Raw genomic sequence first — 21,311 nt, forward strand, 5'->3', positions numbered from 1 at the left:
ACATTTATGTTTGGTCGGCCAGGGTTAGGAAATATTTTGATCCCTAACCCTTGTGTTTTCGTGCCATGGTAATCCCTCCATCAAGTTAGATCTTACACTCATTTTTTGATGGATTCGTACAAAGTATGAAACAAAAAGGAGTTCTCCAACACTTGGCTCGACTTTTATAAGTACATTTACTTTGCGACTTCCTGACCAGCAATCCGGCCGAAAGTAATAATATCAGAAATGGCATTTCCGCCCAGACGGTTCGTACCATGAACAACGCCTGTCACTTCTCCAGCAGCGTACAGTCCCGGAATAACCGTGCCTTCTGTCGACAGAACATGTGCTTTCGTATCAATGACCAATCCACCCATTGTATGATGGACCGACGGAACCGCTTTTTGAATATAATACGGGCCTTTTTCCAGTGATACCAAACCGCCACGATGGTTGTAATCAAGATCCTTGCCTGTCTTCGCATACTCGTTGACTTTGCTTACAGTCTCTTTCAAAGTCTTAACATCTATCTTGAAGAAATTAGCAGCATCTTCAATCGTGTCTGCCTTATAGAGCATTCCCTCTTTAACTAATTGATCATACTCATCTTGGTGCACTTCGATCGTCTTACCGATATCGGCGATTTCCTGATTCCAGAATTGGTAAGCGTAACGGCCTTCTTGTGCGAGAATAGCCTTAGATATGACATCGCGTCGTTCCAATTCCTCTACAAACCGTGTTCCCCCTTGGTTAATCAGGATCGCACCGTCAAACCGCGAATCGGCCACAAGAGAGATTACACCTGTAACAGGGTCACAGATCGGATAGGTTTGAATATTCTCCATATTCGTAATGTCTGCGTTAATTGCTTGAGCCATAATAATTCCGTCACCCGTCGTCCCTGGCGTGTCTGTAGACATATAGCTCTCATCCAACTCAGGTTTATATTTCATACGCATCTCAATATTAGAGCCAAATCCACCGGTTGCCATGATAACGCCTTTGTTCGCATGGAAGGTCACCTTTTGACCATTTGTACTTGCATCAACTCCAACTACTTTACCGCTCTCATCTGTTAGCAGTTTCTCAGCTTTCATGTTCGTCTTGATCGTAACTCCAAGTTCTTCGGCCTTGGTCTTGAGCTTCGTAATCATTTCCACTCCTGTATGACCGACTGGAATCAGCGCACGCTTGCGGGAATGCCCGCCGAACTGGAAGAGGTGATCGGATAAGAACTCCACTTTTACCTCGTCACGTAACCATTCAGCTGAACCCAGTGCTTGCTCGGACAGAATCTTCACGATTTCCGGCTGCCCTAGATTGTCGCCGCCCTTCATCGTATCCTGATAATATAATTCTGCGCTATCATCTGTAATGCCAAGTGCTTGCTGAACCCAGTTGTCAGGAGCATTCATCTCCCCACCGGAGATCAATGTGTTACCGCCAACGGTCGGCATCTTTTCCAAGATAACTACGCTTTTCCCAGCCTCTGCTGCTTCAAGCGCTGCACTAAATCCGGCACCACCCGCGCCGATCACGACGACGTCGTATGTCTGCTCCGACTCTTCGATCTGTTTCGCATCTGCTACTGCACTGCCTGCCGCCAACGCAATTCCCGATTTAACAACCGCATCCTGAATTGCGTCCAAATACCCCTTGCTCGTCACACTAGATCCGCTAATACTATCTACATCTGCACTATTTGCCTGCATGACATTTTCCTTCAATTGGGTATAAACAGGCTCCGATAGAACTTCATTTTCCTTCTGCTCCAGAACCTTCACATCCTTAATTTTCCCATCCGTAAAGGTTACCTCAACTTTAATGTCACCGTGCTTACCACTACCTACCCCAATGGCCGTCGCCGTACCATTCGATGCTTCCTTTGCATTTTCTTTCGAGCCGCAAGCGGTCATCGTGAATACAAGCGCCAGCACCATAATAATGGACAATACTCTTCCTGTGTGTTTTCTCATAGTTCCTCCCCTGATACTGATTGCATTCGTATTTTTGACATTGTGAAAAAATGTACAATGTGTATTATAGGCTATGCATCTCCAAAAGTATTTGCACATTTCGGATTTTATTTATACATTTTGGACAAGTGATACTTCTCATTTAAAGATGGGATGCAACATGATGTAATAAAGACATGAACTCAATACAACGAAAAATCACATTATATGCCGGAGGATGCTTTCTCTTACTATTCCTTGCGTTGTTAGGCGCCATATACTCAGAGATGAAACGAACGGTCGTCCCACTCAACGAATCACTGACACAGCAAATCATCAATGCCCGAAGCGAACAAATATCCTATTGGTTTCAGCAGCGGATTGGAGAAGTCGAAATGCTCGCCACACTTACTTCTGATCACCACTGGACTCGAGAAGAACTGTTACGCGAAAGTCGCATGCTAGAGCAACGACGAGGCCATGACTACGAGTCCATTCGGATCGTTGATCTAAAAGGAAACTCTTGGACGTCAGATAGCAAGTCTTTCTCTATATTAACGCGAGATTATTATAAAGAACTAATTTCGTCGAATGCTCCCTTCGTTGTTAGTAACGTTATTGTTTCCAAAGCAAACAAAGCAGAGATTGTCGTCATTCTATATCGTGTTGAACCGCTTGTGAATGAAGATGCAGCTTATATTGCAGCAGCCGTCCCCATCCGTAAAATGAAGGATATCGCTCAAGACATTAAGGTTTATGACGGCAGAGGGTGGCTTATCGTTAATTCGGAATTCCCAGAATCGGAAGATTCCAGAGCTGCCATGTCCACATTTACGGCTTCGATCGCCGGTGTTCCAGGCTGGAAACTCATCTTTCAAGTGCCGAAATCCCAGCTTACCCAAGGTATGACGAAGACCCAGCGGTCGGCTCTTATGGTGGGGAGTGTAGTAGGTATCTTCTTTTTGATTCTCGTCCTATTGCTGGGCTCCTCCATAGCAAAACCGATTCAGACGTTACGTCAATTGATGAGACAAGTGGAAGACGGAGACTGGAGCGTGCGTTCTAAAGATAAGCGACGCGATGAGATTGGAGAGTTAGGGCGTAGTTTTAATCAAATGCTCATTAAGCTATATCAATCCCAGCAAGAGAAGAAGGAAATGGAGCTACAGATGATTCATGAACAGATCAAGCCCCATTTTCTGTACAATACACTGGATACGATTCAATGGATGGCTGCAAGTCATGATGCAAACGATGTGGTGGACATCGTAGAATCCCTAAGCACTTATTTCCGGCTCGGGCTGGCAAGCGGCAGTCAATTTGTAACACTAGAACAAGAATTTCAACATGTCGAGAGCTATTTGGATATCCAATGTGTTCGATATGATGATATTCTAGAGTACGAATTGAGCTACGATGAGCATTTGGAACAACAGCAAATTATTCGTTTCATCCTTCAACCACTTGTTGAAAATGCGATCTATCACGGAATTAAGCCACTGACAAACCAGAAAAGCAAGATATCAATTCGTGCATATGAACGAGGGGATCAGCTGATCGTCACTGCCCAGAATAACGGAGTAGACATACCCGAATCAAGGCTGGCGATACTTCAGGAGACATTGCGGAACGGAAAAAGAGACAAAAACGACGAGATCGGATTCGGACTGTATAGTGTCAGCCATCGCATCAAACTTGCTTATGGTGAGCTTTACGGATTGCAAATAAGTAGTAGACAAGGTATAACCTGTATGACGTTAAATATTCCGCTTGGGGGTGACGAATCATGTGGCAAGTCCTAATTATAGATGATGAGAAAATTATCCGTAATGGCTTACGGAAATATATCCAAGAGAGTCGGCTGCCTTTTGAACCATCAGGAGAAGCAAAGAACGCTGCTGAAGCACTATCTCTCATTGAGCAATCTACACCAGACGTAATACTGGCGGATATTAACATGCCGGGTTTGAATGGCCTCGATCTGGTCCAACTTGTAATGAGTCAATATCCTGAAATGGTCGTGGTGATCATTAGTGGATACGATGATTTTAAATATGCACAAAGAGCCCTGCAATTGCATGTTTATGATTACTTACTGAAGCCAATACCCAAGAGCGATCTTAACAGAATGCTTGCAAAGTTAAACGATCACCTATGCAGTCTTCATCCGGACGCAGTCACGAAGCTCAAGCAGGAGATGACGCAGGAATCTATCCCAAATTCCTCTGATCTCTCGCCAATTATGGAGAAGATAACAGATTACATTAACTATCATTACAATGATCCTGAACTGGCCGTACCTCATGTAGCAGAATTATTTCACATTAATTCCAATTACTTGAGTAAACGAATGAAAAAAGAGGTTGGAGTATCTTTTCTGGAGTATTTGACTGAGCTTCGCATCTCGAAAGCGAAGGAAATATTGGATAACTCCATGCAAAATATCAAAATCGGTGATTTGGCGATCAAAGTAGGCTATATGAATCAATATTATTTCAGCCGCCTGTTTAAAAACCGAGTAGGAGTGTGTCCGGTAGATTATAAGAACAGTACCAGAATGAATATGTATTGACTATAGAGATACTGGTTGACTTGGCATAAAAAACAGGCTCATAAAACTGCTGATTTGGGGAATGCGGAGCAGCATGCCTTTATTTAATACCAATGCTTCCTGAATAACTTTTAACATGTAATGAATTCTCCCCAGTGCCAAGGGTTCATTTACTTCCTCGTCTGTATTCGTCGTAGTTGAGAGATTCGTCAAGTTAACCGTTATATCTCCGGTTGGCATCTATGCAAGCAACGGCTTATGGTACTGTCCAGCCTATCGCTTTCTTCGTAGAGACATTCGTATATTCCGATGTGATCGAATCCATTCTGCGGTATATAGTACTTCCGAAACGAAACCGATAAATCTTCAGCATGTTCACCTTGGAAATAGAGAGTCGATTGTCAAGGTGGAGCAGGAGTATGTTAGTCTTAATGTAGAACTCAGTATAGAGGGTGTCCAGAGTTGCGAGGATGAATTATGGTCGGTGCCAAAACTACATATACGCAATGATGGCACTGGTTGGCTAGATGGTGACATTTCGAAGGGTGACGTCCATTTCTTGCAAAGTTTTTCATTGGCTTGAGACATGAGGCGACAGCAATACATCCACCAGAATTGATAGATTGTATGAAAAGAGTGCTTACTGAGATCATGGCCAAATATGTTTAGTGATCGTTTTCAATTCAAATAACCACCTTTATTAAGGGTGGTTATTATTATAGATATGAAGTTAACAATACCGGTTAACAGAAGCCTTAATATAAAAACGGATTACCTTAGAATAGAATCTAATTCAAATACACAGCTTTACCTGTTTGTGCAGATTCATAGATTGCTTCTAATATTTGCGAAACGACATAAGCCTATGCAGGAGTTACAACCGAGTCCTTATCCTGTTCGATAAGGGTCAACAAGTGCTTATTGTTACTCACCGAATCACGTTAAAAGCGATTATGAGCTATTTTATGAATAAACAGCTGCATGAAATCGGGACCATGCCCGACATTCACCCAACTGCTCTATGCAAAGTTACTATTCATAATGACGTCCAGAACGTTGATTTATATGGTGACACTGCTCATTACCGGGAATAATCTACTATTTCTCGGTTAATCTTTGCTCACCGGCTCCCCAAGCCTGATTACTGTCTTTGCCTCCTCATTTCCATTCATATGATGCACAGCCAAATTGGCCGCCAATTCGAAGAAATCAAACAAGAAAAAAATCACGAATCTCCTGTGACACTTATCTGCAAGAGCTTAATGAATGGTAGTAACAGATTTCTCAAACATTTTTTTGATGAAATCAAACTCAAAAGCCTAAATCCGTGTTCTCATTTACATAGAGCTCGCTGGGTTGAATTCGATGTTGGCGGGTGTGCAACAGCTCTGGCAAACGCCCTATCCGCTCAGCCAAACGGGATAGTTTTTGCTCATGAAAATTAGATAACCCCGTATGAATCCGGTCTTGGAAAGGCTCAAGCCATCTTGTTTCCAAGCTATCAGAACCGAAATAAACCCCGAGCAGAGAGCCAGCTGTTGCTCCAAAGCTGTCCGTATCGTTGCCTTGCATCACCTGCTTGCATATCCCGTCACCGACATTGTCTGCAAATCGAAATGTATTAATTAAGGTACCTATTTCCTGATAAACCTGACAGTGGAAATAATTCGCATACTTATGGTTAATGCTCTGATAAGCTTCCAACCAGTTATCTGCATTCGCTACCATCTGCAGGCAATCCTCAGTAATCTCATAGAATCGGCTCCTTCTAGGTACGAATTGCAGTGCAGTACTTATTATTTCAATAGGATCGCGCAGCACGTGCGCGACAGCAATTGCAGCGGCAATGAACATCGTGGCGTAGATACCCGTCCGGCGATGTGTAAAACTTGCATCACGCCAAGCTAGCTCAGCGGCAAGAGCGGGTTGACCGGGGCAGGCATAGCCGTAAGCATCTGCGCGAATCGCCGCCCCGCATAGTTCTGTATCTTGCACCAGAAAGTCGGGCCAAGCCTCTATTTCAGAATGATTGAATAGTTCCCTATCATGCTCCAAATAGCTAATCCCAGATCGAACCAAGATGGCCCTCTCCGGACCCCAAGTTGTACTTATCGGAAGATGATTTATCCATAAATCTCTTAAATTTCTTTTCGTAAAACCATCACCGAATTGTTCTAGCGCCATCATTCCCATTAATGTGTAATTGATATCATCATCAGGTGCCACATAACGAATTCGCCCCCGCGTCGTCTCAAACCAGGACCAATGACGACGATCCAAAGCATGGAGAACTTCTTCAGAAATGTAATCGTTCAGTGGCCATTCCCCTACGGAAGTTAGCGCTTGACGCAATTCCGACAAGCTGGGGTTTACCTCGATTGGTTTACCCAGCATTGAGCCGCAGACTGAAGCAAGGAATGCCGCCTCTACCCGCTTGGAACTTTCCTTCAGATTCAGGATTCCTACCTGGCCGAGAGGTCGAGTCGGATCACATTCCCGCCATATCTCCTCTAAATCGTTCGGCTCATAGTAAGACCAATTGTCCCTCATTGGAATAGCTGCCAAACTATGAGCAAATTCCAGATAGGCATCATAGCTTGCGGGAAGCTGTTCCAGCTTGGCTAAATAACCCGAGGTTTGATGCCCCTGCTCGAATTTATTGCGCAGAATTCCCTCCAATTGACGTTTAAGAAATGTGAGTGATGGTAGCATACTGTATCTCCTTTGTCTGATTATTAATCTACATTAAATGTATCCTCAAATTCTAAGTACCAATAATGATTCCTCATTGGCTTAATGACACTCCTCACTCTAACACTAAACTATTGTTAATAACAGTGGTACGAAAAATGAAAAAAAGCTAAATACAGAAGCTCCCTCGACTCAAGACCGGGGAAGCTTCTTCCAGGGATATAAGCGTGCTGTAAAAGGTATGGTGACTTTTCATTTATTGTTGTGGGACTTTGTGACGCTGCTTCGGATCTGCCGTTCTACAAGCCATTCAATGATGATTTACGTTCTCAACTAGACCGTTGTCCCCCCATGGTCAGATGCTAAATTGATTTCGTTCTGTCTTCCCCCCAAATGTAGGGTAAAGTCCATCCTATCGCCTGGCAGGACAATAACTGTTCCCTGCCTCTCTACCTCCGCATCCGCATCGAGGAGAAGACCGTTCCAATGAATAATCAACCGTTCAGGAACCTGGGAGCCTGCCAACCGCTTGAAGGTCAGCCGATATCCATGGCCTTCGTCGCGATGCAGCTCTAGGGTGATAAGACCGTACCGGGTCGGCGTATTCTCCAATACCAATGGGGTGTCATCAGGCAGCCATTCATCAGGAAGTCCGGGAAAAACAACCAAATCCTCACCTTTTTCCATGACCAATAAATGCCGGACCAACCGGATAAATTCTGCCGAAGCCCAGTTGTGAGGCATGTCGCCTCCGTGTTCATTGGAATGGCTATCCTTGAAATACTGTTCTTCAATCCATACCCGGCTTGGCGCGGCATGGTTGGCGAAGGCGTACAGGTAATCAATCGCTTTATCCGGCCGGCCTGCATACAGCCATACTTGTGCATAGAACATGCTCGAATACCCCCAGAGGGACTGATCCTTCGTCCATCCGGTTTCCTTGGGGATTCCTTGCTCATCATCCACCTCATCCATTAGGGAGAGGAAGTCGCTTACATATTCGTCATCAGCACCCAACACTTCGCCCGGATAGATTGCATGAGCATACGCCCAATTGGCCGTCTGGGGCTTGTTGGCTGGAACATTCTCCATACACATCGGGAAATAACGGCTGCCGCCTTCTGTTACTTTCATATCCCGCTCCGTCCATCGGAGAAACCCTTCCATTATTTCATCGAACATCGCTTTGAATGACAGAATGCCATCCAATCCAAGCCGCTTTCCTGCCAGATAGGCTGACTTCAAACCGAACATGATCCACAGCGGAGTCGTATACTCCGGATGATACCAGATACCGCCGTCGCCAATTGCAGGAGGAAACAAATCGTAACCAGGGTACTCCGTACCGAGCCCTTTAGCCTCTTTTCGAAGTGTCCGGATAAAAGCTAGTCCTCGTTGAAGCATTGGCCAAAGCTCACGCAGCCGATCGTCATCATTCATCAGCTCGCACTGACGCACCAGCGTTGCCATGGCAATTCCGGTTTCCTTGTCATGTTGGGGAATGATGCGGATAGATCCGTTCGGCTTAGCCCGTTTCAGTACGGCGAGCAAGCCCTGGTATGCCTCCTCCGATCTTCCCATTATGTGGGCCGCTTCCAGCAGGAAGTGTCCGTCCAGCATCCATAGCCCTCGGTAACTAGTAGGACCTACCTGAAATTCATAGATCTCGTCCTTGATTTCACGGGCTTGCAGGATATTGCGTCCGCACGCTTCCAGCATTTCCATGATCTGCGGATCCGGAATTGTAACTCTTTCTCGAAAAGGCTTCACTTCCAACCAGTATTGTAAGGTCTCCCGTTCCGATTAAGATTGGTCCATTCTCCATTTCACCGAACGATGCCATTCTCACCGGGTCCCCGCATGACCGAAACCTTCCGCAGCAGTTAATGTCCACCTGATCACATCGGCACGCAGTCTATCCTTGCCCCGGTAGGCGAATACCGTCCATGTCAACTCGCTTTGCTCATACTTTTCCGTTGTTGTCACTATGGCTGCTCGTGGATCCCCGTAAGTTTGATCAACACGAACGAGCCGATCCCGGTGTTGGAAAACTGGCTTATACCTATGATTGAAACACAAGTTGCGCTCGATTGTGGGGATGAGTAGTGACTGCGGCATCTCATTTCTAGTCTGGTGTGCATTTTGATTAAAGTTGTAATTCATGCTTCCATCTTCACGCACGATCGTTTTGTGAACATCGTCTACAAGACCGATACAAGTCTGGATAACATCCGGACCGTACCGAAAATCGATCCTTCGCTTTTCCCAATTAGCCATATTTCCACGCCTCCGAAAATACCAGTATTGTTGTCCCCTCAACACAATTGTATATTTTCAGCCCTTACACGACTATAAACAGATCCTTATTTTTTATGGACAAATTTGATATTATCATGAGGGACGAGGTGATGGCTGTGAATCGAATTGCAATCTCTCAGGCTGGGGATTTCATCGTAAAACCCGGATGGAGTCTCGGCCCTCGTGCAACCCCCCCCAATTATGAGCTTGTATTTTTTCCATATCCAACAGCAACCCGATACGAGAACGACCGCGAGAACCGGATCCTATGCGAGCCTTGCTTTGTGGTGACCCGTCCTTTTGAACGCCATAAGTACATTTTTGATCCGGACAGAAGCACACGTCATTTGTTCTTTCATTTTTTGATCGGTCCCGAGGAGCTTCCTTTTAAATTCCTTAAAGCATCAGGCGCTTCGATTTTCCCATCTGAAACGAATCCGCTGCTGAAGGTGATGATAAACCATGTCATGCGCCTCGCTCACAGCGTCAACGAACAGAAGCTTTGTATTCTACAAGGAGAACGCTTGTTAATTGCCTTGCTTGGTGAGCTTGACTTGTTAGACCGTCAGGAAAAGAACAATGTGAAGCTCAAGGGGGAATCCGTGGCAGCCTGCGAATATAAGTTCCCCAGCGAGCTTCGCAAAGCCCTTCAATATATGGATCAGAATTTAGAACGGCGAATCAGTATCCCTGATATAGCAGCTCATGTCGGATGGTCCCACGAGCATCTCGCCCGGATGTGTACGAAGCACCTCGGCAATAGTCCCACCAGAGAGCTGCTGATTCGTAGAATGGAGCGAGCCTGCCTGCTGCTCACGACGGAATTTTTCACGATCCAGGAAGTCGCAACTGCCGTCGGATTTGGGGATGCGCTGTATTTCTCCCGCTGTTTCTCCCGGATTAAAGGGATGAATGCAACCGCATACAGGGAACGGTACACAGACCCGCGGATGCATCATATCTCTTTTAACGAAATCCCACAGGACATCCCTTATCCGATTAATACGTATGTGAATATATGATTGGGAATATTCGTATTAATCTATTTTTAGCAGGTCTGATTCATCGAATAAAACAGGGGTTTATTCCAATACTTGAAAAGTGTTCAGCGGCTTCATGGGTATGAACCGTGAATTTTTCACGAAAGAAATAAAGTACTTTATAATGTAGATAAAGAGTGTTATGGAGGGAAACAAATGGTAAGTCATAAATGGGTTTTGATCATTGACGATGAAGATGATTTAGCACGTCTGATGAAGACAGTTTTACATAAAGAAGGTATTGCAAACGTTGTAACTGCTGGGACAGTTGCAGAGGGTTGGGACAAGTTTCAGGAGCATAATCCTGAGCTTATATTGCTAGATATTATGCTGCCCGATGGAGAAGGATATGATTTTTGCAGGAAAATTCGAGAAACATCAAATGCACCGATCTTATTTATGTCTGCAAAGGATGAGGAAATAAATAAGCTTTTAGGATTGGCGATAGGTAGCGATGATTATATTACTAAACCGTTCATTCCGAAAGAAGTCGCTTATCGGGTAAAGGCGCAACTGAGAAGGGCTGGCTTTAAAGAGGAAAAAAAGGTTCAAAAAAGTTTGCAAGTTGGCCCCTAGGGAACGACGTTTTAGAAAATGCCTACTCCCAAAGGCGTTTATGAAGATGTTTTTCGTAATATGAATGAAATATGTAAAAAGCTCGATCGACATGAAGAGGAACGTAAGCGTCTCGACCAAATGCGTGAGGAATGGATTAGCAATGTTTCGCATGACATGAAAACACCACTTGCTTCTATTCAAGGTTATGCAGAATTTATAAACGACAGTGCCACAGATTTAACAGCCCAAGAATTACAGGAATATACATCAATTATCAAGAGTAAATCTATGTATATGAAAGATTTGTTAGATGACCTTAATTTAACGATGCGTTTGCGTAATCACCAGCTATCTTCCAATCGGCCAATTATAAATGCAAAAACACCCGAGAGAGGTCACTTTTCCAATGTGTCCATCTTTCGGGTACAGTTCATACATACACTACAGTAACTGAGATATCCATCCTCCAAATTAGGCTGTACCATTCTGGACCAAGTTCGCGAACGGCTGATCGTGAACTACCCCTCCCCAGATGGCTCAATCCCGAAACATTTCACTGCAGCGAGGAAGTATTATTTTCCTTCTTCAGACGGCTAAAGAGAACATTATACATATCATTTCCGTCATTTAGGGATCGCTTCGTCCGTGAGATAGTTGCTGATCCTGCACCCGTCTCTACTTCGATTTCTCTGTAAGTATTATTATTATATAGCATTTTGGCTACCTGATACCTCTGAAGTATCGTTCTAATTTCATTTAATGTACATAAGTCATCAAAAAATAAATAACACTCTTCTATGTTTTCAAGCATTAAAATCATCTCAAATAATCCATCAAGGTCTTGGCTACGTAGTTTATCTATTATCATGTATCAACCTCCAATTTCATATTATCACACTTCGTTTTTAAATGTTGCTCTTTCAAGATATTCTCTCTTTAATAAGCATTCATGTAATTTTTTCAAGTAATCTACAAATATTTTATATTTTCTCTGGTATGGCAGGACATATAAAATTATTTAGAAGTCGCTTTAGCTGTTTTTTTACCACCCATAAATCCAATCAGAATATTAATAACGGGGGCGGCGATACAATAGATAGCAAATGGAAAATAATCCAATGTACTAACACCTAATGTACCCATAATAAATACACCACTAACTCCCCATGGAACAAGCGCATTGACAGCTGCTCCTGCATTGGCCAAAATTGCTGAAAGATTTGTGGGATTCGAGTTAATTTTATCATATTGGGATTTAAAAGCTTTACCAGGTAAAATAATTGACAAATAAGCTTCGCCGAGAAGGATATTTACTCCTATGGAACTTAAAGCAGTCATTAAGGTTAATTTACCTCTTGTACTAGCATATCTTAGAATTTTTGAAATAATCGTCTCAATAATTTTTAACTCCACGAGTAATCCTCCAAGCGCTAAAGCAAGAAGAATAAGTGAAACCGACCACATCATACTTTGAATGCCGCCTCTAGTAAGTAGAACATCCACACTTGCCACACCTGTTTTTGAAATAAATCCATTTTGCATAATATTGGCTATTGAAGTAAGGCTAGTATGTGGAGCATAAATATAACAGACACCAATTGCAGTGACAATGCTTAATAACAGAGTAGGAATTGCAGGTATTTTTCTCCAAGCACACAAGAACAATACCAATACAGGAATTAATGTGATAATTGAATTAGGAAATGCAGTGCGTATTGTATTAACTAACTCATCAATATTATTTCCAGTTGAGATACCGCTAGGGTGACCCATCAATCCGAAAAAAACAATTGAAACAATGATCGAAGGAATAGTAACCCACATCATGTTGCGAATATGATCAAACATATCTACTTCAGCAATGGCAGAAGAAAGGTTGGTTGTATCTGATAAAGGGGAAATGTCGTTACCCAAGAAGGCACCTGAAATAATTGCGCCAGCAGTGATTGCTGGATTAAATCCCATGATTTGTCCCATCCCGAAGAGGGCAATACCAACAGTTGAAATCGTTGTAAATGAGCTACCAACGGTTACTCCTAAGATCGCGCAAATAATAAAAACGGAGGGTAAAAAAAATTGTGCGGATAAAATCGAGAATCCATAAACCATGATCGTTGGAATTGTCCCTGCTGCTATCCAGACACTAATTAAGGCCCCTATTAGCATAAATATAAGGATAGGAATGATGCCAGGTTGAATTCCGTTTAATATTCCATTGTGAATAACATCCCACGAAAAACCTTTAACCACTGCAAATAACATAATAATACCAATTGAAAATAAAATAGGAATTTGAGGAGGCAAACTTAAGCCAATAATACAAATTCCTATAATCGCTAAAATTACAGCTAAAAGAAATATGCCTTCTTTTATAGTTACACTTTTTTTCATAGTGACACTCCTTATATTCATGACCATCTAAATGAAGTGTAGTCAAGTTAAGACAAAGATTAAGACATAAACAATTTTGAATCTTTAACAGTATTTTTAAATATTCAAACCTTGATTCGCTTTATTATAGGCTCCATGCCAAACAGGTCCAACGAATCTATTAAAAGCAAAACCATACTTGATACTTTCAGTTGTAAAAACTTTTGCTTTTTCTACTGCTGATTTTACGGATAATCCTTTAGCAAGTCCTGCTGTAATAGCTGCAGCAAATGTACATCCAGCTCCGTGATTATAATTCGTATTTATTTTAGCTAATTCAAACAGTGTAAACTCTGAACCATCATAAAGAAGATCGATCGCTTTATGATCTTCTAGAGATTTCCCTCCTTTAATTACAACATATTTTGTCCCAAGCTCGATAATTTTATAAGCAGCTTCTTTCATGTCAGCAACTGTGCTTAACTTTCTCATGCCTGATAATTGGCATGCTTCAAATAAATTTGGCGTAACTATTGTTGCCTTTGGTACAAGTAGATCGCGAATGGCCCGTCCATTTTCAGGTTGTAATTGTTCATTTTCACCTTTACATACCATAACTGGGTCAATCACTACATTTTTTATTTGATGTATGTCAATGGAATTACGAACAATCTGAATTGTATCGATAGATCCAAGCATGCCTGTTTTCATGGCATCTACGGGCTTACCAGAGAAAACAGTTTTTAATTGAGCTTTCACAAGTTCAGAGTCAATAGGTTCTACATGATGACTCCAATTATTATCGGGGTCCATTGTGACAATGGCAGTGATGGCAGTCAGACCAAAAGTTCCATATTCCTCAAATGTTTTCAAATCCGCTTGAAGGCCTGCTCCGCCACTGGAATCAGAACCGGCAATCGATAATACTTTTTTTATAGTCATTTTTTTCACTCCCAAAAAGTCTTCAAATTTAAAAAATAGAAGAGATGCGCAAACCTTTTAATAAAGTTACGCATCCCAACTATTCAATTTAATTACTGTTGTTCGTGCAAATAAATAGCTTCAAGTTTTTCTTGAATCGCCTTTTCAATCTTTTCAGCATACTCTGCGAACACTTCTTTATTATGAGCATATGGCGATAATGCACAAGCACGTAAGACCGTTACTTTAGCTTCACGATTCCATTCAGCTTCGCTAAATCCCAGACTTTGAACAAATGCCATTGGACTGTTACCATAATCAGGTACAGCAAAATCTGTATGAGAAGTAATGAATTCGTTGTTGTATAATCCACCTTTAACATAGGATGCATAATCAAAGAAATCATGATTTAGTTTATTCATTTTTGCTAAATCAGTATTACCTTCTTCATTAAATACATAATCAACCATGTTAAAGTCAGGTTTTGTTAGTGGGTAAATAGTAATTGTTTTATCGCCAACTTTAAATTGTTTGTTTTTCAAGAATTCATAGAAGCGATAAGCTCCTTCAATACTTGCACCAATCAATTTACCATAACCAGTTACGTTTAATGGTAATACTTTATGAGCTGTCCATACTGCTGCTGCAGTTGCACCTGCTTTGGAACCTTCAAGAATATAAGCACCTAGTAATGCCGGGATATCTGCACCTTTTTCGAATACATATGTTGCGAAGTAAGAGATCGCTTCACGCATTCTAATATCTTTAATAACAATTGCACCAGCAGAGTAAGGAATATAACCCATTTTGTGCGGATCAATTGTAATGGTTTCCGCTTGACTCATAGCTTTAAAGGAATTATAAATGTCTTCAGTTAACCATGCATTTTTCTCTGTGAAAATATTATATTTAGCATAAACTTCATCAATTTTATCGAAATCAATAAACTGATCATTTTCGTCTAAGAAGATAGCCCGTGCATATCCACCATAAGCAGCATCCACGTGGATATAGAAGTAAATCCCTTCTTTAGCCAACTTTTCACGAAGTTCTACGATTTTGTCGATACGGTCAACTTGTCCTTCTTCAGTTGTACCAATTACACCGACTACACCAAGAATTGGAATGTTTTGTGCAGCGAGTTCACGGATCCTAGCTTCTAATTTAACAATGTCCATACGATATTCATTATCAACATCGATAGCTTCTACACAATCAAGTCCAATACCAATAATGTCAGCAGCTTTTAACCAAGAGTAATGCTTTGTTTGTGGAATTAACCATTTTCCTAATTTGCTAAGATTTTTTCCACTACGTGCAGAGTGAGCTTTGATTTCATCCATTTTCTCAGAAGCTTGATCTAGAATATCAAGAATTGATTCTGTAGACATATTCAGTAATTCCCACTCTGATTTACCCTCTACAAATTCAGGAGCTACTTCCTTAATTGCAAGAGGAAGAGACTTAATGTTTCTTGCATACCATAGACCTTCTAAGTTCGCGATGGAACCATCGGCACATATATGTCCCCAGCTTTCCCCTGCTTTATAGCTCATCAGTTTAGCAAATTCATGTCCACATTCTTCTTCCATTTGGGAAGTACCTGGAGATGATTCATAAGCTACATTATTACCATTCCATAACATTGCAGCTGTATAAGCAATAATCGACGGCATTAAAGTTTCGGAATTCATATGACCCCAGAAACGACCTGCCGAGTGCCAAGGCAACGATTCTGTACGAAGCTTGGAAGATAATTCATTAAACACACTACGTACATGATCAGTCGTTTCTTGAAAGCTTTGCGAGCTTTTATCTTGAGGGGTAATAACAGGCATATCCTGTGGCATATAGTTTTGACGCCAGCCCACATGTTCATCTATGATTTTATTTAAGGATTCTTTAAAAATATCGACATTTTCACCTTTACTGCCTAAGAATAATGCTTTCAAGTTGATGTCTGGTAATGGATAATTCATTTTATTTTCCTCCGGTTCAATATATTTAGTATTTAATTTCACAAACTTATTTCTCACAACTAATCAGCTAAATCATTTTTTTTCCATTCCGGCTTTTTAAGCTTGTAAATAATAAGAGCGACCGCAATCATTACAAGTGTAGCTGCGACTTGATAGATCATATATCCTGTGTATTGGCTTGGTTTAAGAATAGATGGTGGAATGATACTCACAATAATCGTGATAATAACACTTAATATAGAAAGAAGTGAGACAAACCACATTAATCCATTCCCTTTGTTACCCAATCTAAAAGGTCTATTCAGTTCAGGCATTTTGTAGCGTAAACGAATAGCTGAGATCGCAATTAACAAATAAACAATACAGTATAAAATAGTTGTTGTGATGGTAATAATTAAGAATGCACTATTAACATCTGGAACAACTACGTAAAGAAATGAAACTAATGAAATAACAATCGCTTGGATCATAACAAAAGTGATTGGAATATCCTTTTTTGTTCTCTTTTGGAATAACTTAGGCAAATTTCCTTCATCAGCAACTTTAATCATTGACTTGCTCGGTCCAAGAACCCATGCACTTAACTGCACTAATACACCAATCAAGATCATAGCTGAGACGATATTAACAAATATAGCTGGAACTCCTAAATCGTTGCAGAAAATAACAAAGGGTTGTGTAATATTAGCAAGTTCCATTTTCCCTTGTGGAACAGCATTAGATACGGTCAACCCAGCAATAAGGTTAAGAATTACAAGTGCAATAACCGAAGAAATTACAGCAATTGGATAGTTGCGCTTTGGATTCTCAATATTGTTCGCATGTACGGATGAAATTTCAACCCCTGCGAAAATAAAGATAATTGCTGATAAATAAGCAACACTACCTAAATCTTTGAAATTCGGAACTAAATCGCTTGCTTTAAAATGGCCTAAATAGTTATCTGGTTGAATCCCGTGTTTCATCATATAGATAAGACCTAATATGATTAGGAAACCAAATGGAATATAAACACCAATCACTGCTCCCCAATTACCGGCGATTTTAACCATATCAAATTTGAGATTTAATAAGGTTACTCCCCAATAGGAGATTAGAATAATCACAAATATAAAGATATTATTGGAAGAAAGATCTGGTTTGTTAATGACATATCCGAGTAAAATACCTACTGTGGAAGCAACCATTACCATTCCGAAGAACATTTGAACCCATAATAACCACGAGGTAACAAATCCCCATTTTTCTCCCATTGCTTTTTTCACCCAAACTTGAGGTCCACCATCTTCTTGAAACCCTGTTGAAAGTTCAGCTGACATCAATGCAATAGGAAGTGCAAATAATATTGCTGCAACAAGCATATAGAAGATTTGAGTCCAACCTGTAACAGCAAGCGATGGTACGCTACGTACCGTACCAAAGAACGCCATCGTAATACCAATCAATCCGAAAAGGGTTAATTTTTTTGAACTGGCCATGATTACATCCTTCTTTCTTCTTTTTCAATTTCCAAATGGTCAGTTTCTTCAATATTGGAAGTATTGAAACAAACTATGAAGGGATATTTTGTGCATAATATGCAACAATCCCATTGTCAAAAAGCTGCCTTTCTTAATCCTAAATTTATGTTTAACGTTAATCGATTAACTTACAGGATCAAGACTACGCCTTCTTTATTGTTTTGTCAATGAGTTAATTAACGTTGATTTAACAAGGTATTTTAAGGTTTCCGAAAAACTTATTATTTAACGAATTAAAGCCTTTATTGACTTATGGATAAATGCATTAATGGTTTTATGCTTTTACAAGTTAAATCATAAAAGAAGAGTGGATTAATCGGTTTTGTATAAATGTTATTTTTATACATCTTTTTTACAATTTTGTTTTAGCGGAAGATTATATGGAATAATTAGTTTCTTACTGCTTGAAAGAATACACAAAAAGAAGAGTGACCTCTTGCGTCACTCTTCGCTATAGAAAGATCATCAGTTATGATGTTCTCCCTTCTTTATTATTTTAAATTGGAAAAGGGGTTGTTCTCTTTAAATCTAAAGCCTGGGTGCCATTCTAACATATTCTCAAATGCACAATTGGCAATTGAATCTTTTACATCGAATCGATCCATGTCTAGATCAAAGGCTTGATCCGATTCTATTTGATCCATTACATCTTTTAATAATTTGCTGTATCCTATTAATCTTCGTGATTCAAGTTGTGGGTTAAAGTTAACAGGAATCTTAGTATTTTCTACATCATGAAGGATAGATAAACCCTGTTCCATTTTTAGAACAATACCATGATCATCCTTTTTAGAACTAACTACTTTCATCTTCACAAATAAGTTATTTTCCCTATTCAATGCCTTACTCCACAAGGAGACCCAGTTATCATGCTTGATATAATATCTACCTTGAAAATAACTTTTGATCATTGGGAGTAAGACATAGATTCTAGGATAATATAGGTCACCTGATTTCACGATATCTAACATTCTAAAATAACCAAGTGAAGCTTGCGTTATACTCTTATACTTAAACAAACGATTAAATCCAATTAATATATGATCTAACTCTTTATTGATATTCTCTTCCGTTACATTATCTAAACCAAGCTCGACTATCAACCAATTGACATGTTTCTCTTTATTAACCTGTGTTATCAAGTAATGATTATAATATGCTAATTGTAGCGATCTCTTCCATGATACCAGCATGGTTATTCCCTACCTTCCCCATGAAAATAGCTACGATATGCTATTCCCCTAATTTCACAAGGCTGTAGCTCTTTTTACCTTTACGAATAATGATAAACCGACCATCAAATGTTTTGTCCATGGTCACATCCATGTTTACATCATCCAATCGTTCACCATTCATGGAAATAGCTCCATTTACAATATCTTCCCTTGCCTGACGCTTAGAAGGTTCAATACCTACATCCACTAACCAATCCACAATATTCTTAGTTTCTTTTGTAGCTTGAAAAGTAGGCATTTCTTTAAATCCTTGCTCAATTTCATCTGTTGTTAATGATTTAATATCTCCACTGAATAAGGCTTCCGAAATTTTAATTGCTTGTACTAAAGCTTCTTCACTGTGAACGAATCTTGTCATCTCTCCAGCAAGTACTCGTTGTGCTTCACGTTTACCAGGTTCTGTTTTAACTTTATTCTCTAATTCACCAATCACATCTTTAGTTAAGAATGTGAAGAATTTCAGGTATCTAATAACATCACGATCATCTGTATTCACCCAGAATTGGAAGAATTCAAACGGTGTTGTTTTCTTAGGATCTAGCCAGATAGCCCCGCCTGCTGTTTTACCAAATTTTGTACCATCCGCTTTTAGCATTAATGGAATTGTTAATCCGAACGCCTTCGCATTTGGACCTTCTTTTTTACGAATCAAGTCTAGGCCACTTGTAATGTTACCCCATTGATCGGCTCCACCAATTTGTAATTGAACATCTTCTTCTTTAAACAAATGATGGAAGTCCATGGACTGAAGAATTTGGTATGAGAATTCGGTAAATGAAATCCCACTATCTAGACGACTTGCAACAATATCTTTGGCCAGCATCGCATTGACGCTAAAGTTTTTGCCATAATCACGTAAGAAATCGATGATGTTTATTTTATGAGTCCAGTCAAAATTGTTTACCATTGCCAGTTTATTGTCGCTGTCTGTTTCAAATAACTTTTTCATTTGTACTGTTAGCGCGTTAACATTATCTTGCACTTGTTCTAATGTTTGTAGTTGACGTTCTGTTTGACGTCCACTTGGATCACCGATTGTACCTGTTGCTCCACCAATTAAGATAACCGGATGATGTCCAAATAATTGAAAACGTTTCATCATCATGAACGGAATTAAATGTCCGATATGCATGCTGTCACCCGTTGGATCTACACCGCAGTATAAGGCGATCTTTTTCTCACTAACTAATTCGCGTAATCCTTCTGCATCTGTCTGTTGGTTAATCGCGTCGCGCCATTCCAGCTCGTCTATAATGTTCATGTTATTCATGGTCACCCAGCTCCTTTGGTTTTACAGTATGGTTAATCTCTTATACGTAAGGTAACGTCAGTCCATAAAAAAAATCGTCCCTATGTCAACTAGACATAGGGACGATTAATTAACCGTGTTACCACCCAAATTGCATAAATAGTGCTGCAGTCACTATTCATACCACTCTTAGCAATGATATCGATTGCCAGTTCGCTTAGTGTTACCTAAGATACTCCAGAGTGTAATTCACAAGACTGTTTGTACTAGGTCGCATCATCCCCTAGTTTTCTGATTAACAGTGACAGCTTGCTACTAATTCCTTCGACGTATACCGTGTATAAGATTATCCATACTATAGACAATAAAATTGAGCTTGTCAATTAACAGTTTCCATATTGGCAAATTCTTCTGAATTAAACGCGATAGCCCCGACCGTAAACGCCTTAAAAAGCTGATCGGCAGTCTGCGTGAGACGTATGCGAAAAAGTCGCTCGGTCATGAAAATTTGTCTGGATTAATATAGAAAAATTGTAAGAATTTCAAACTTCCACTGACCATAAAGAAGAGATGTCCTCCCTATAATATGTCGTCTACACATAATAAGGCGCTTATGCTTCCCACATGTTTCTGGTTGACCTAATATTACGAAAAACTATCCTTCGCCCTTGATACATCCACGTTTAACACTTTAGTGAAATCCTGTGATAAGCGAGCAATCAGTAGTGAACTAAATCGTACTATGGGAGTTTAATGATGGACGAAAAATTCAAAGTTTTACAATAGATATTTCCATGTAAAATATTGTATTACGGCATGTATTCGCCATTCGGGAGCCGTGACCATAATCATAAGATAGGCTATTCCCCTTTCGCATACTTGCGATTAATCGGCATCACACAGTTTTTGAGAATGATTTTTAATCAAATTAAAAAAGCTCCTGCAGCATCAAGCGAGGCCAC

General features: G+C 40.5%; 18 protein-coding genes and 2 pseudogenes. 7 read left to right on the forward strand and 13 right to left on the reverse strand.

The genetic code is table 11. The features are described from left to right. Positions 1-176: 176 nt before the first annotated feature. Complete coding sequence (locus tag MHH52_RS18360; protein WP_340003923.1) at positions 177-1,958, reverse strand: flavocytochrome c; 1,782 nt, start codon at positions 1,956-1,958, stop codon at positions 177-179. A gap of 176 nt (positions 1,959-2,134) precedes the next feature. On the opposite strand from MHH52_RS18360, the gene MHH52_RS18365 reads away from it, so the two are divergent. Further along, the gene (locus MHH52_RS18365; protein ID WP_340003924.1) at positions 2,135-3,739 is read left to right on the forward strand and encodes a sensor histidine kinase; all 1,605 of its coding nucleotides are present in this window, start codon (positions 2,135-2,137) and stop codon (positions 3,737-3,739) included. Next, positions 3,724-4,509, forward strand: a complete 786-nt coding sequence (locus MHH52_RS18370) for a response regulator (protein WP_340003925.1) — start codon at positions 3,724-3,726, stop codon at positions 4,507-4,509. The genes MHH52_RS18365 and MHH52_RS18370 overlap by 16 nt, the downstream gene beginning before the upstream one ends. Here the strand turns inward: MHH52_RS18370 and MHH52_RS18375 are convergent, their stop codons facing one another. Then, a complete protein-coding gene (locus MHH52_RS18375) occupies positions 4,510-4,728 on the reverse strand; it encodes a hypothetical protein (protein ID WP_340003926.1) in 219 nt (72 codons plus the stop codon). On the opposite strand from MHH52_RS18375, the gene MHH52_RS18380 reads away from it, so the two are divergent. Beyond that, positions 4,727-5,071 carry a WYL domain-containing protein gene (locus tag MHH52_RS18380; protein ID WP_340009727.1) on the forward strand — a complete coding sequence of 115 codons (345 nt, stop codon included), beginning with the start codon at positions 4,727-4,729 and terminating at the stop codon, positions 5,069-5,071. The two genes, MHH52_RS18375 and MHH52_RS18380, sit on opposite strands and share 2 nt — an antisense overlap. A 205-nt stretch (positions 5,072-5,276) precedes the next feature. Here MHH52_RS18380 and MHH52_RS18385 read toward each other — a convergent pair. Beyond that, positions 5,277-5,390: pseudogene (locus MHH52_RS18385) on the reverse strand (gfo/Idh/MocA family oxidoreductase); the annotation flags it as partial. 12 nt (positions 5,391-5,402) lie between these two features. Between MHH52_RS18385 and MHH52_RS18390 the strand changes: the two are divergent. Further along, positions 5,403-5,582, forward strand: coding sequence for a histidine phosphatase family protein (locus MHH52_RS18390; RefSeq protein WP_340003927.1), 180 nt, complete (start codon positions 5,403-5,405; stop codon positions 5,580-5,582). Between the two features lie 217 nt (positions 5,583-5,799). Here MHH52_RS18390 and MHH52_RS18395 read toward each other — a convergent pair whose 3' ends face one another. From MHH52_RS18395 to MHH52_RS18405, 3 genes are all read right to left on the reverse strand, one after another. Then, positions 5,800-7,200 (reverse strand): ADP-ribosylglycohydrolase family protein, encoded by a 1,401-nt coding sequence (locus tag MHH52_RS18395; RefSeq protein WP_340003928.1) that lies wholly within the window; start codon positions 7,198-7,200, stop codon positions 5,800-5,802. A 312-nt stretch (positions 7,201-7,512) separates the two neighbouring features. Then, on the reverse strand, positions 7,513-8,955 hold the full coding sequence (locus tag MHH52_RS18400; protein WP_340003929.1) for a hypothetical protein: 1,443 nt from the start codon (positions 8,953-8,955) through the stop codon (positions 7,513-7,515). A gap of 69 nt (positions 8,956-9,024) precedes the next feature. Next, positions 9,025-9,456, reverse strand: coding sequence for a hypothetical protein (locus MHH52_RS18405; RefSeq protein WP_340003930.1), 432 nt, complete (start codon positions 9,454-9,456; stop codon positions 9,025-9,027). 95 nt (positions 9,457-9,551) lie between these two features. Here MHH52_RS18405 and MHH52_RS18410 point away from each other — a divergent pair, with 95 nt between their 5' ends. The 3 genes and pseudogenes from MHH52_RS18410 to MHH52_RS18420 all read left to right on the forward strand — a co-directional run bounded on the left by MHH52_RS18410 (position 9,552) and on the right by MHH52_RS18420 (position 11,525). Beyond that, the gene (locus MHH52_RS18410) at positions 9,552-10,499 is read left to right on the forward strand and encodes an AraC family transcriptional regulator (RefSeq protein WP_340003931.1); all 948 of its coding nucleotides are present in this window, start codon (positions 9,552-9,554) and stop codon (positions 10,497-10,499) included. Positions 10,500-10,673: 174 nt separating this feature from the next. Beyond that, positions 10,674-11,090 (forward strand): annotated as a pseudogene (locus MHH52_RS18415) (response regulator transcription factor); the annotation flags it as partial. 21 nt (positions 11,091-11,111) lie between these two features. Continuing rightward, on the forward strand, positions 11,112-11,525 hold the full coding sequence (locus tag MHH52_RS18420; RefSeq protein ID WP_340003932.1) for a histidine kinase dimerization/phospho-acceptor domain-containing protein: 414 nt from the start codon (positions 11,112-11,114) through the stop codon (positions 11,523-11,525). Positions 11,526-11,628: 103 nt separating this feature from the next. Here the strand turns inward: MHH52_RS18420 and MHH52_RS18425 are convergent, their stop codons facing one another. The 7 genes from MHH52_RS18425 to tyrS form a co-directional block, all read right to left on the reverse strand. Beyond that, positions 11,629-11,943 carry a YerC/YecD family TrpR-related protein gene (locus tag MHH52_RS18425; protein WP_313637663.1) on the reverse strand — a complete coding sequence of 105 codons (315 nt, stop codon included), beginning with the start codon at positions 11,941-11,943 and terminating at the stop codon, positions 11,629-11,631. A 146-nt stretch (positions 11,944-12,089) separates the two neighbouring features. Beyond that, a complete protein-coding gene (nhaC, locus tag MHH52_RS18430) occupies positions 12,090-13,466 on the reverse strand; it encodes a Na+/H+ antiporter NhaC (RefSeq protein WP_340003933.1) in 1,377 nt (458 codons plus the stop codon). Between the two features lie 96 nt (positions 13,467-13,562). After that, the gene (gene pdxK, locus MHH52_RS18435; RefSeq protein WP_340003934.1) at positions 13,563-14,387 is read right to left on the reverse strand and encodes a pyridoxine/pyridoxal/pyridoxamine kinase; all 825 of its coding nucleotides are present in this window, start codon (positions 14,385-14,387) and stop codon (positions 13,563-13,565) included. Positions 14,388-14,479: 92 nt separating this feature from the next. Beyond that, on the reverse strand, positions 14,480-16,345 hold the full coding sequence (gene tdc, locus MHH52_RS18440; protein ID WP_340003935.1) for a tyrosine decarboxylase: 1,866 nt from the start codon (positions 16,343-16,345) through the stop codon (positions 14,480-14,482). Positions 16,346-16,404: 59 nt separating this feature from the next. Beyond that, a complete protein-coding gene (tyrP, locus tag MHH52_RS18445; protein ID WP_340003936.1) occupies positions 16,405-17,823 on the reverse strand; it encodes a tyrosine-tyramine antiporter in 1,419 nt (472 codons plus the stop codon). 533 nt (positions 17,824-18,356) lie between these two features. Then, positions 18,357-19,058, reverse strand: coding sequence for a protein rep (locus MHH52_RS18450; RefSeq protein WP_313637653.1), 702 nt, complete (start codon positions 19,056-19,058; stop codon positions 18,357-18,359). A 40-nt stretch (positions 19,059-19,098) separates the two neighbouring features. Continuing rightward, positions 19,099-20,361 carry a tyrosine--tRNA ligase gene (tyrS, locus tag MHH52_RS18455; RefSeq protein ID WP_313637797.1) on the reverse strand — a complete coding sequence of 421 codons (1,263 nt, stop codon included), beginning with the start codon at positions 20,359-20,361 and terminating at the stop codon, positions 19,099-19,101. Between the last annotated feature and the right edge of the window lie 950 nt (positions 20,362-21,311).

It is taken from the genome of Paenibacillus sp. FSL K6-0276, from assembly GCF_037977235.1.
Lineage (GTDB): Bacteria > Bacillota > Bacilli > Paenibacillales > Paenibacillaceae > Paenibacillus_AQ.